We start from the raw sequence: 11050 nt of genomic DNA on the forward strand, positions 1-11050 counted from the left end.
CGCCGCCGTGCTTTCTTCCTCTATTCTGGAATACGTGTCTGCGAATCTAAAGAAGCATCTAGGAACTCTATCCAAGCGTGGCCCCCACCGCGTCCTCGTCGGCGATCTTTCTTATGCCGGCATCAACGGCAAGGTTTATACCCCAGCTGAGGGCAAGGGCCTGCCAGCTGTGGCCTTCGCCCACGATTGGACGAAGAAGGTTAAGAATTACCACGCTACCCTGCGCCATTTGGCTAGCTGGGGCATCGTGGTGGTTGCCCCTGATACGGAGACGGGTATTAACCCGAGCCACCGCAATCTCGCTGCGGACGTCGAATCTGCACTGCAAATTGCAGCTGGCGTCAAGCTGGGCACGGGCAACATCGCGGTATCGCCTTCCAAGCTCGGCATCGTCGGCCACGGCATGGGCGGCGGCATCGCCGCGCTGGCAGCGGTTGATAACCCAAAGGTTCGCGCCGTAGCAGCGCTGTACCCGGCAGATACTGCACCTTCGTCTTATGCAGCGGCTAAGTCCATCACGGCTCCGGGCCTGATTATCGGTTCCGAGCGCGAGGATCTTTTCCGCGCCGGCAACCCTGCGCAGCTGGCTGACAACTGGGGCGGCGAGGTGGCTTACCGCGAGCTGGCCAAGGGCACCCAGGCTGGTTTCACTGAGGATCGCCTCTTCAAACTGGCCGTCGGTTCCGGTGCGTTCCAGTCAGGCCCGACTGAAACCGCACGCGCTTTGGTAACCGGCTTCCTGCTGTCGACGCTTGCGGGTGAGTCCAAGTACGACGGTTTCGCCGAAGCTGATGCAAGCGCTAAGGGCGTGAAGAGTATTTTTGGTGAAGAACTGCGCAAGAAAGCCGGTATTCACCGCTAATATTCGCAGTCACTGCACCGCCTAGCCAGTCCGCACAACGCGGGCTGGCTTTTTATTTACCGCTATTGGTTGCGCCGAAGCACAGATTTGATTTGCCCGCTTCCGCGGCGCTTGCCGTGGGCTGGGAAGGCGGAGTGCTGACGCGGCTCGCTTGCCGACGCCGCCTGCCCCGCGTTCATCCTTGCCCTCGCCGTTGCTTTTTCAGCGGACTTTTCGAGTTCGTCTTGGGCTTGTGCCATTGCCTTTTCGAATTCGAGGAGGCGAGCGGCAGTCCGCTCCCTAAAGCCGCGCGCAAATTCCGCGAACTCGTCATTTACTGCTGCCATTACCACTGCCCTGCCTTCCGTGCGTGAACTGTTTTATCTTCTGGTACTGGTGCTGGCTCCGGAGCCGGTGGTGCTGGTGCTTGCGTAGCCTCAGGCGCCGGACCTGACTCAGGTGCTGGAGCCGGCTCTGACGGTGGCGGCGGCGCTGGTGCGCCCGCTGCCTGCATGTGCGCAACCTTCTCCGGCGGCGGTGTAGGCTCTTCTACTTCCGCAAGCTCTGGCGGAGGTGGAATGACGCCATCCTGCGGCGGCTCAGGCGCCGGTGGTTCTGGCGCTGGCGGCGGACATGGTTCCGGCGCTGGCGGTTCAGGTGCCGGCGGTTCAGGCGCTGGCGGCGGTTCCGGGCATGGTTCTTCAGGAATCGGCATATTCTCAAGGCACTCAGCTGCAGCGGCAGCCAGCAATCCCACGCCGATGATGGCAATGCCGACGCCCAATGCGCCGAGGCAACCACAGCACGACTGCTCCGGTGGACATTGTTGGGCTACCCGTGTGGTTTCCTGCTCACACTCGACTATCTCTTGCTCACACTCAGCTGTCTCCTGCTTAGTTTCGGCGTCATGCTGTACTTCGGTGTCCTGCTGGACTGTAACCTGCCGCGGCTGTTCCTCCGGACACGGCGTCTGTGCAGGTTGGATTGGCTCGAGCGCCACCGGCGCCTGCGCTGGCTGCGTACAAGGCTGCTCAACAGGAGCTGCAGGAGGCGGGCAAACCGGCAACTGCGGCGGCAGTGTCGCAACCGGTGGCGCTACAGATGGAACTGTAGGCGGCGCAGTAGGCGGCACGGGAGACGGTGCAGGATTCGGTGCAGGATTCGGTGGAGCTGGTGGTGCACCAGCGGGAGTGGTGCAGGTAGGCGGTGTCTTCGAAGGTGGTACTGGAGCATTGCACACTTCGGCCGGCGGTGTTTGGGCAGGCTGCGTAGTATCGGCAGGCGGCTGGCCGGTGACGGTGGGCGGGGCGGATGGACACGGGGCGTCGGCAAGCGGGGGTGTACAACCTCTCGCAGGCTCAGGCGGAGTCTCAGGAAGCTCCCGTTCACATACCTTGGAGCAGCACTCCTCGAACTTGTCGTAGCATTGCTCGATTGCGGAATCGCGGTCGCGGCAGGTGGTCATCACCATGTCATTGGTTTGCTCGATGAGGTTGGCGCCGATAGACGAAATAATCGGGACGATGAAGCGGCCGAGTGGGTGCTTGGAGGCGATCATCGTCAAGATGTTGAGCAACGGCACCACCGCGGAAAACAGCTCCGTCAAAGAAGTATCCGAAACACCGACGATGTCCTCGATGGCATTGGAACACTGCTGCGCCTTACCGGTTAGCTCATCGGCCTCGTCGCGCTCTTGCTCAAAGTCCTTCTGTACTCCGCCGAGGTGATCCATCAGGGCATTTCCCGCGATGCTCAGCACCGTTCCCACTAGGAAGCCTTTCAGCCCACCGCCACCGCGGGCAGGCCGGCGTCCGCCCATCGCGGCGGAAGTACCGCGCACCAGTTCCTGTGGCTTGATTCCATCGACGGAACCAATCATGCTGCCCAGCAAATCTAGTGGCGTGCTGGGGCCTGCATAGCTGCCCTGGCTGGCGGCCTGAAACTGGGAGACGGCCTGCGAATAATCCCCTAACAAAGACTTCGTGGTGCTCATCGGACCCCACCGCCAAAGGATGGCTCCACGTGGGTAAGGCTTGCCGCGTTGGCCTCGTCCAAGGCAGAGAATTCCTTAATCTGGGCGCGGGCAGCCTCCGCGGTGGCGGTGATGTTATCCAAGCGCCAGACACCGCGCGAGTGCAGCCTTTCCAACATGGCCTGGATGCGCGCGCCTTGCCCGGCAAAGTCGCGGCCTGCCGCCGCCGGGGAAAAGGCGGGAACATCCGCCATGTGGGCGCTGCGCTGGGCTTGGTTTTCCTCAATCACGCGGTTTAAGCGCTGGGATACATCTTGCTCGTCGAAAAATACGTCAGTCACTGTGGGCACTCCTTGGCCTGCCAAGATTCATTCTTGCCCTTATTGGACTGTCCACAACCGCCTTCGGTTCCCCACTAATTGCAAAAGCCAGCCCACCACGGAAAATTCACCGCACAGGCTGGCTTTTAAATTATGCGCAAAGGCTGCTTATACAGCAGCAACGACAGCTGCAAGACGTCCTGCTACCTTGCGTGCCTGCTCTTCTTCAGCTGCCTCAACCATCACACGGAAAAGCTCCTCCGTGCCAGAAGGACGCAGCAAAACGCGGCCGGTGCTGCCGAGCTCAGACTCGGCCTCAGCGATTGCGTCCTGGACTTCCTGGGAAGCCATGATGCTGGACTTATCGGAAACCGGGACGTTGATAAGCACCTGCGGCAACACGGTCATCACGGAAGCCAGCTCCTGTAGCGACTTACCGGACTTAGCCATGCGAGCCATGATGGAAAGGCCGGTCAGCGTGCCGTCGCCAGTGGTGCAGTCATCCGGCAGCACCAAGTGACCAGACTGCTCACCACCGAGCGAATAATCGCCGCGGTTGAGCTCTTCCAAGACATAGCGGTCACCGACGGCGGTCTCCTTGACCTCAATTCCCTGCTCCTGCATGGCAAGCTTCAGTCCGAGATTGGACATCACCGTTGCAACGAGGGTGTTGAAACGCAGGTCATTTTCTTCCTTCATGCCCACTGCCAGAAGGGCCATGATTTGGTCACCGTCGACGACGTTTCCCTCGGCGTCGACAGCCAGGCAGCGGTCAGCGTCGCCGTCGTGTGCCAGGCCGAGGTCAGCGCCGTGCTCGACGACGGCCGCCTGGGCCTTCTCGATGTGGGTAGAACCGCAATCCTCGTTGATGTTGAAGGCGTTCGGCTTATTGTGGATGGCAATGACCTCAGCACCCGCGTCCGCGTACGCCTTCGGTGCGACCTTGGAGGCGGCGCCGTTTGCTGCATCCACAACGACCTTGATGCCGCTGAGGTCGGTAGTAACGACCTCCGCTAGGTGCTTCAGGTAGCGCTCGCGGCCGTCTGGTGCCTCGGAGATGATGCGGCCCAGCTTGGTGCCCGTTGGACCATGTTCGGTCAGCGTCTCCATGGCGGCCTGGATCTGATCCTCGACGTCGTCAGGCAGCTTCTTGCCGCCTGCGGAGAAGAACTTAATTCCATTGTCCGGCATCGGGTTATGGGATGCGGAAATCATCACGCCCAGGTCTGCCCCATAATCATCGGTCAGGAAGGCAATAGCTGGGGTGGGCAAAACGCCCACCCGCACGACGTCGACGCTACGGGAGGCCAGACCGGAAGCAATAGCAGCATCCAGCATCTCGCCGGAAACGCGGGGATCGCGGCCGATGATGGCCAAGGGCCGCCGCTCGTAGGACTCACGGTTGGCGGTAAGCACTTCCGCCGCTGCTTGTCCCAGCTGCAGAGCCAAGATTGGGGTGAGCTTCGAGTTCGCAAGACCGCGAACACCGTCGGTTCCAAAAAGTCGAGTCATGGATCCAATTATGCACGTTGACCCCACCACCGCACAGCATGAGGTAAGCCTTGCGGAGTGCGAAAACGGCAAAAGCCGCTGCCTCCCAAAAGGAAACAACGGCTTGAGCTGTACGTAAGCGAAAAATTAACGCTTGGAGTACTGCGGGGCACGACGTGCCTTGTGCAGACCAGCCTTCTTACGCTCGACGGCACGTGCGTCACGGGTGAGCAGGCCAGCCTTCTTGAGGGCAGCGCGGTCAGCCGGGTTGTAGACGTTGAGTGCACGAGCGATAGCCAGACGCAGAGCGCCTGCCTGGCCGGTCGGGCCGCCACCTGCAACGGTGACCTTGATGTCGAACTGGCCTTCGCGCTCAAGCAGGGTCAGCGGCAGGAGGATGTCCTGCTGGTGCAGCTTGTTCGGGAAGTAGTTCTCGAAGGAACGACCGTTAACGGTGATTTCGCCGGAACCAGCAACGAGGCGAACACGAGCGACGGCGCGCTTACGGCGACCGACGGTCTGGATCGGGCCCTCGTGGATCGGAGCAGCGGCCTCAGCCTCTGCCTCGGTGGAAGTAGCGATGGAATCACCGATGGTGTTGGTGAACTCCTCGGTCGCAGTGGTTGCTGCAGCGATGTCGGCAGCGTCGGCTACGTTGTTGTCAGCGTTTGCGATGTTCTGCTCGGTCATTACTGTGCCACCTGCTTAAACTCGAAGGTCTCCGGCTTTTGACCGGCGTAAGGGTGCTCCTCACCAACGAAGACGTGCAGCTTCTTGATGGAGGCGTCGGAAAGCTTGTTGTGCGGCATCATGCCCTTAACAGCTTCTTCGATAACGCGAACCGGGTTGGTGTCCAGGGACTGACCAAGAGTCATGGACTTCAGGCCGCCCGGGTAACCGGAGTGACGGTAGCGCATCTCGCGCTCGCGCTTGTTGGAGGAAACGTGGATCTTGTCCGCGTTCAGGATGATGATGTGGTCGCCGCAATCAACGTTCGGTGCGAACTGTGGCTTGTGCTTACCGCGCAGCATGTCTGCAACGGTGGAAGCAAGCTTGCCCAGTACCACATCGGTAGCGTCGATGACGTACCACTTGCGGGTGATGTCACCGCTCTTCGGGTGGAAAGTAGACAAAATGACTCCTTGAAAGTCTGTCTGAGGACTGCCGGCCAACGCTATGAATGTCCAAACGCTTTGCTACAGCGGCCGGTGGGGACCTGCAGAAAACGCGCGCTATAAAACAGCGCGAACACATAGAGCTATAACCCTACTCGGGCGCAGCTTAAAACCCAAAACGCCGCTAAAACGCCAAAAGTCCCCTGCCCCACTAAAGGCTGTTGCCAAAAGTAGTGCAAGGAACTTTTTTACAACACGCAGCTGGTTGCGTTCGCCTTCTGAAAACCCTGCTCTAACGGTGAAATTCTGGGCCCGGCTGCGCGCTTGTCCGCGTGAAAACTTTTTACCCCCAGCTTGCAGCTGCGCGGCGGTTGACGTCGCTCATTGCGTCGTTGCCCTGCGAGACAGTCTTCGAGATGGTGGCCAGCACGGTGTTGAGCTCCGCCGCTGCCTTATCCCACTTAGCCTGTGCTTCGTTATATGCAGCAGCCGACTCGCCTTCCCACGTAGCAACCATCGGCTGCAGGGTGGATTTCAGGTCACCGAGCAGACCGTTGATGCGGCCGGAGGTGGAGTTGATATCAGCGGCAGCGCCGGCGATGGCACCAAATTCGTACTTGATGGCAGACATGCTTTCTTCCTTTTCTTCTTTTCCAGTATTTACCAATGATGTGTGTTTAAAGCGCGAGGCCCGCGCCGCCGACGTTGCTGAATGCCTGCGCGTTGGTGGCCTCGACGTCATCGAAGTGACGTGCGTTGTCACGGATATTGTCAGAAATCGAGGTCAGTGCCTCGCGCAGCTGCTGCGCCGAGGTGTTGTAGCGCTGCATCAGGTTGTCGAAGGAGACCTGTGCACGGCCGTCCCAGTTAGCTCGTACAGAATCCACTACGCCCTGGAGACGAGTCAGTTCCCCCTGCACTTCATCGTTGGTGGTGTCCACGCGGCCAGCGGTGGCCACCATTACATCGGCTTCAGTCTTGAACAGCTGAGTCATTTCTTGCCCCTCCCTTTGGGCTCAAGTGGTGTGTATTTCCCCCGAAAAAGCCGAGTGCGGCTTTCTCATCTTTATTGGACTGTCCTTTTCCGCAAGCGGTTCCCACAGCGCCAAACTTTTTAGATCTTTTTCACCAGCGATTCCACGGCCATGCGGCAGGCAGCCTTTTGCACCACGTTGGCCTCGTACCTTGTATGACAACCCACGGAGAGCTGGTGGTCCTTGTCAGCCCACGTCATCCACGCGATCTTGGAACCGTCTCCGGGGTCTTCTTTGTAAGAAAGCCGACCTGCTTCTTCGTGCGCCTCGCCCAGGGCGGGATCGGCCTCGATTTCGGCATGGAGTTCCTTCAAGAGCATGTCGGCTGGCACTGCATAGAGGGGATCGGCTGCAAGCAGAATTCGCAGGTTGGGGTCTTCACCAGTTGCCGTAACGACCCCGTCCTTGATCTCCGTTTGAAATCCAAGGGGCAAGACCACGTGCATGCCCTCAACATCGAGTTCTTTTTGGCCCGGCGCGAGTTCCGGCTGTGCCCCATCTTCCGTGTTAGCGCTGATGCTTTCTTTTGCAGGAGCGCTTGGCGATGCCTCCTCTTCCGAAGGCACCGCCTCCGCCGCTGGCGCAGTCTCGGTACTTCGCCCCACTGCCCACCATGAAAGAACAGCGACAATGAGCACGATTGCCGCGATGGAGGCGTAGAAGGGATCGAACCAGCCCGGCAGCGCCGCCTTGCTCGCAATGCCGTCCTTTTTAACGCGTAGTTTTTCCGGCTTAAGGCTGGTGTTATCACCGGATTCTTCGCCGTTATTTGTTCGCAACATTTGTGCCGGTTGTCCGGCTGAAAATTCAGCGTTTTCTACCGCTTCATTTTCTAGTGGCCCACTCTCTAGCGGGCTGGGTTGCGAGGCAGGCCTCACACAGTCTTCTTCCTCACTGGGAGCTACGGATACTCCGGTTACAGCGAGCTGGCGACGCAGAATTTCTGCCGCTTCGAAAGATACGGCGGTACCGGAAATATCAACGATCACCTCGGCGTTAACCTGCGGCCATTGCGGGCCGCAGATTTTCGTGCATTGTTCCACGACGGCGTTTAACGCCCAGCCTTCGACGATGCCCGTGCCTGGCAGGTCATAACGGTAGACGGTTTCAGGGCCTTCAAAGATGGTGGCAGCATCCAAAATGGTAACGACGAGAGTTTCGGTTTCTGTCCAACCAGTAGCGGGATTGTCGCCGGTCAGGATGGAATTCATGAGTCATTCTCCTGGTTTGGTTCGGTGTAGAGAGATTGGGCAATGCCGATAAGCGCCCCGCGGACGGACCATTGGCCCCGGCCAGCTGGTTGGACCGCTGGCTTAAGTCCGAAGATGGTGCCCTCCTCGCGATCGGAATCGAGAAGGAATACCGCCGGCTGCAGGTCACGTACTGCAGAGAGGAATTGGCTGAACAAGGCGCGCGAGATTCCGCCAGACTTGCGGCTCATGATGAGGTGGAGGCCAATGTCCCGGGCATGCGGAAGTAGTTCAAGGAGCGGCGCCAAAGTGATCTCGCTTATGAGCTCAAGGTCCTCAATGACTAGATAGATCTCCGGCCCCTCCCACCACGAGCGGGCCGCCAACTCGGACGGGGTCACTTCCGCGCCGGGCATTCGGGCTTCCAGGGTGCGTACGGTATCGCTGATGACTTGTTGGCAGGCGGCGGTGTTTGCCGCGTAGGCCGCGACCATCTCAGGGTTGAACTCCCCCAGGTGGGCGCGGCGCTGGTCCAAAACAACCAAGCGGGCTTCCTCACGCGGGAATGCCTCGATTCCACGAACCAGGGTGCGCAGGAAGGTAGATTTTCCAGAGCCTTGAGAGCCCACGCAGACAACATGCGCAGTCGTGTCTGGGTTCCAATAAAGCGGCTCGAGATCCGGTCCACCAATTCCCCATGGGATACCAGCTTCTGCATTTTGAGCGGGTACCTCATCAAGCCTATCCGGCAGCATCTTCAGAGCCGGGGCAGGAAGTGAGTCCGCATGCAGGCGCCCGACGTGAGCGATGTCCTGATTGGCAGTTACCGCAATGAGCATGTTCTCGCCTTCCCCAGTAAGGCCCCGCCCCGGCGCGCTCGGCAGTTTTTGTTGGGCCTTTCGGTCGATTAGCGAGTCCATCGCCTCGCCGAGGCGCAGCTCCAATCGTTGAGAAATAAGGTCACGCACGTTTGGCCGCAGGCTGGTCCAACGGTTCGTGCTTACCGCCACATGGATATTGGCTGAGGCACCATCGGCAACGATGCCGGTGATAGCTTCGGATAAATCCTCGTATTCCGCACCAGCCGTACCAATGTGGTGCCAGCCATCGATGACCAGAAAAGTATGGGTCTCACTTGGACACCGAATATGCCCTGCTACTTCATCCACGATGCGGCGGACCTTTTCGGGTTCTGCACGTCCAGCCACACCGGCGACATGCGGGAGACGCTCCAACGGAGCCAAGTCCCCGCCGCCTAAATCGATGACGTAGAAGCGCACCTGCGCAGGAAGGTTCAGCACCGCCAAGGTGCTCACTAGACTGCGCAACGCCATGGATTTACCCGATTGCGGCCCGCCGCAAATGGCTAGATGGCCGCCTTTTTCTGCAAGGTTTACGAGGAGGCGATCCTGGCGCTGGTGATATGGCCTATCGATGATGCCGAGCGCCGCTTCTAGGTTCGGCGGTCCTGCTTGTTCTGTCAATTGCTCGCGGGTATTGCCCACCACCTTGGAAAGCTCCACTACATCAGGCAACGGCGGCAACCAGATGCGATGTGCTTTCTGCTGACGGCGTTGTGCCTCGCTGGCGGCGGCGGAGACCACGGCGTCGAGAAGCGTTTGCGTATCGTCCACCACCGTCTGCGTATCAGGTTGTGCAGGCTTTGCATCCGCATCCGTATTTTCAGGCCAGCCATTGAAAAGGCTGACTCGCCCGCGCGCGACATGCGCAGCTGCCTCGCCTTCCTCGGAGGAACTGACAGCCACGGGAATTTGGCGTTCAACCGGCCCCGATACATAGGTGGCCTGGAAGCTCACTGGGGCATCGGCATCCGTCTTGAGATAGCCCGCGCCCGGCTGGGCTGGCAGATGATAAGCATCCGTGACGCCAAGTACCTGACGGGATTCGGCTGCGGAGAAAGTTTTCAAACCGATGCGATAAGAAAGGTGCGAATCCAGCCCACGCAATCGGCCTTCCTCCAGGCGCTGTGATGCCAAAAGCAGGTGCACATGCAAAGACCTGCCCAACCTGCCCACCGCGACGAAAAGCTCCGCGAAATCAGGATGCTGCCCCAATAGCTCCGAGAACTCGTCGACCACGATGACTAGCGCCGGCAACGGACCGAATTTTCCAACCGCAGACGCCGAAGCATTGAAGGCATCGACGTTGGCGAAGTTACCCGCCGCACGCAGCAGCTCCTGGCGGCGATTCATCTCGCCGGAGATAGCATCATGCATGCGCTCTACTAGCGTGGATTCATCCTCCAGGTTGGTAATCACCGCCGAGGTGTGCGGTAGCGAATCACAGCCCAAAAAGGTGGCGCCACCCTTGAAATCCACGAGCACCAGGTTCAACTCGGCCGGCGTATGTGTGGCCGCCAAAGACGTCACGAGTGTTCGAAGGAGCTCGCTCTTACCAGAACCTGGGTTATAGGTACGATACAGTAACCCCGTCTACGGGCAGTGGACGAAATACTGCGCGTGGTAGACATACTGATTGATGTGGGGGCTTAGGGGCTTACTTTTAACCCTGCGCTAGAAAATAGGAAAATTTAAAATATTTTATGTACCGAAGTTTCTAAATTTTCCTGATTTGGTATGTAGAGCCGTAACCCAAGCCCTCAAAGCCCCTCCCCGATACACTCGAGGCTTCCGACATTGACAGGTGCAGCGTGCTACCAAGATTGATATTGTGATCCGATCCCCACACACAAACAACTTGACACGCTTTTTCAATCGCATCAATCTTAGCCTTATCAGCCGGATTTCGTCGTGCCACAGTAGTCATTCTACTGTCCATCTCCTCATGCAGGTTAGGCGCCCACACACAAACCATCAGACACTCTCTCCGCGAAACTTCCACAACCCAAAAGGAAAACCCCCAGGGAGCAACCCTGGGGGTTAGTCAGGCGCTGCTATCACCTAACTAAAGACTCTCTGTTCAGTGGGTTCACATTGAAATGTGGTGGTGATAACCCATCATCACAGTTTCCTTGAACAACACACATACACCATTGTTTTGTTCGTCCCCATTATGTGTCAAGGACGGACCACTCTGCAACTGCATTAGCACGACGCAACCACCCTA

Annotated in this window: 10 protein-coding genes and 1 pseudogene; 1 reads left to right on the forward strand and 10 read right to left on the reverse strand. The window is 58.8% G+C overall.

All coding sequences use genetic code 11. The annotated features are described in order from the left end of the window. The first annotated feature begins 34 nt into the window (after positions 1-34). Positions 35-862 (forward strand): dienelactone hydrolase family protein, encoded by an 828-nt coding sequence (locus tag HMPREF3155_RS01020; RefSeq protein WP_061920822.1) that lies wholly within the window; start codon positions 35-37, stop codon positions 860-862. Positions 863-924: 62 nt separating this feature from the next. Here the strand turns inward: HMPREF3155_RS01020 and HMPREF3155_RS01025 are convergent, their stop codons facing one another. The 10 genes and pseudogenes from HMPREF3155_RS01025 to eccCb form a co-directional block, all read right to left on the reverse strand. Then, positions 925-1188: a hypothetical protein gene (locus HMPREF3155_RS01025; protein WP_061920593.1), complete on the reverse strand. Its 264-nt coding sequence runs from the start codon at positions 1186-1188 to the stop codon at positions 925-927. Next, positions 1188-2834, reverse strand: a complete 1647-nt coding sequence (locus tag HMPREF3155_RS01030) for a hypothetical protein (RefSeq protein WP_070432354.1) — start codon at positions 2832-2834, stop codon at positions 1188-1190. Before HMPREF3155_RS01030 ends, HMPREF3155_RS01025 begins: the two co-directional genes overlap by 1 nt. Continuing rightward, positions 2831-3154 carry a hypothetical protein gene (locus HMPREF3155_RS01035; RefSeq protein ID WP_061920589.1) on the reverse strand — a complete coding sequence of 108 codons (324 nt, stop codon included), beginning with the start codon at positions 3152-3154 and terminating at the stop codon, positions 2831-2833. The genes HMPREF3155_RS01030 and HMPREF3155_RS01035 overlap by 4 nt, the downstream gene beginning before the upstream one ends. A 147-nt stretch (positions 3155-3301) precedes the next feature. Then, positions 3302-4645, reverse strand: a complete 1344-nt coding sequence (gene glmM, locus HMPREF3155_RS01040) for a phosphoglucosamine mutase (RefSeq protein ID WP_061920587.1) — start codon at positions 4643-4645, stop codon at positions 3302-3304. 126 nt (positions 4646-4771) lie between these two features. Further along, complete coding sequence (rpsI, locus tag HMPREF3155_RS01045; protein ID WP_061920585.1) at positions 4772-5314, reverse strand: 30S ribosomal protein S9; 543 nt, start codon at positions 5312-5314, stop codon at positions 4772-4774. Next, entirely contained in the window at positions 5314-5757 is a 444-nt protein-coding gene (rplM, locus tag HMPREF3155_RS01050; protein WP_034656527.1) for a 50S ribosomal protein L13, read from the reverse strand. Before rplM ends, rpsI begins: the two co-directional genes overlap by 1 nt. A gap of 325 nt (positions 5758-6082) precedes the next feature. After that, the gene (locus HMPREF3155_RS01055) at positions 6083-6370 is read right to left on the reverse strand and encodes a WXG100 family type VII secretion target (RefSeq protein ID WP_061920583.1); all 288 of its coding nucleotides are present in this window, start codon (positions 6368-6370) and stop codon (positions 6083-6085) included. A gap of 46 nt (positions 6371-6416) precedes the next feature. After that, positions 6417-6734 (reverse strand): WXG100 family type VII secretion target, encoded by a 318-nt coding sequence (locus tag HMPREF3155_RS01060; RefSeq protein ID WP_061920581.1) that lies wholly within the window; start codon positions 6732-6734, stop codon positions 6417-6419. Between the two features lie 119 nt (positions 6735-6853). Next, complete coding sequence (locus tag HMPREF3155_RS01065) at positions 6854-7984, reverse strand: type VII secretion-associated protein (RefSeq protein ID WP_070432355.1); 1131 nt, start codon at positions 7982-7984, stop codon at positions 6854-6856. Then, positions 7981-10386, reverse strand: a pseudogene (eccCb, locus tag HMPREF3155_RS01070) (type VII secretion protein EccCb); the annotation flags it as partial. The gene HMPREF3155_RS01065 and the pseudogene eccCb, both read right to left, overlap by 4 nt. Positions 10387-11050 lie beyond the last annotated feature (664 nt).

It is taken from the genome of Corynebacterium sp. HMSC06D04 (assembly GCF_001807315.1).
In the GTDB taxonomy this organism is placed as follows: domain Bacteria; phylum Actinomycetota; class Actinomycetes; order Mycobacteriales; family Mycobacteriaceae; genus Corynebacterium; species Corynebacterium simulans.

Bases quoted from the DNA above. Each gene is read 5' to 3' on its own strand.
- HMPREF3155_RS01025 (WP_061920593.1), bottom strand. From the start codon at position 1,188: ATGGCAGCAGTAAATGACGAGTTCGCGGAATTTGCGCGCGGCTTTAGG.
- HMPREF3155_RS01030 (WP_070432354.1), bottom strand. From the start codon at position 2,834: ATGAGCACCACGAAGTCTTTGTTAGGGGATTATTCGCAGGCCGTCTCC.
- glmM (WP_061920587.1), bottom strand. From the start codon at position 4,645: ATGACTCGACTTTTTGGAACCGACGGTGTTCGCGGTCTTGCGAACTCG.
- rpsI (WP_061920585.1), bottom strand. From the start codon at position 5,314: ATGACCGAGCAGAACATCGCAAACGCTGACAACAACGTAGCCGACGCT.
- HMPREF3155_RS01055 (WP_061920583.1), bottom strand. From the start codon at position 6,370: ATGTCTGCCATCAAGTACGAATTTGGTGCCATCGCCGGCGCTGCCGCT.
- HMPREF3155_RS01060 (WP_061920581.1), bottom strand. From the start codon at position 6,734: ATGACTCAGCTGTTCAAGACTGAAGCCGATGTAATGGTGGCCACCGCT.
- HMPREF3155_RS01065 (WP_070432355.1), bottom strand. From the start codon at position 7,984: ATGAATTCCATCCTGACCGGCGACAATCCCGCTACTGGTTGGACAGAA.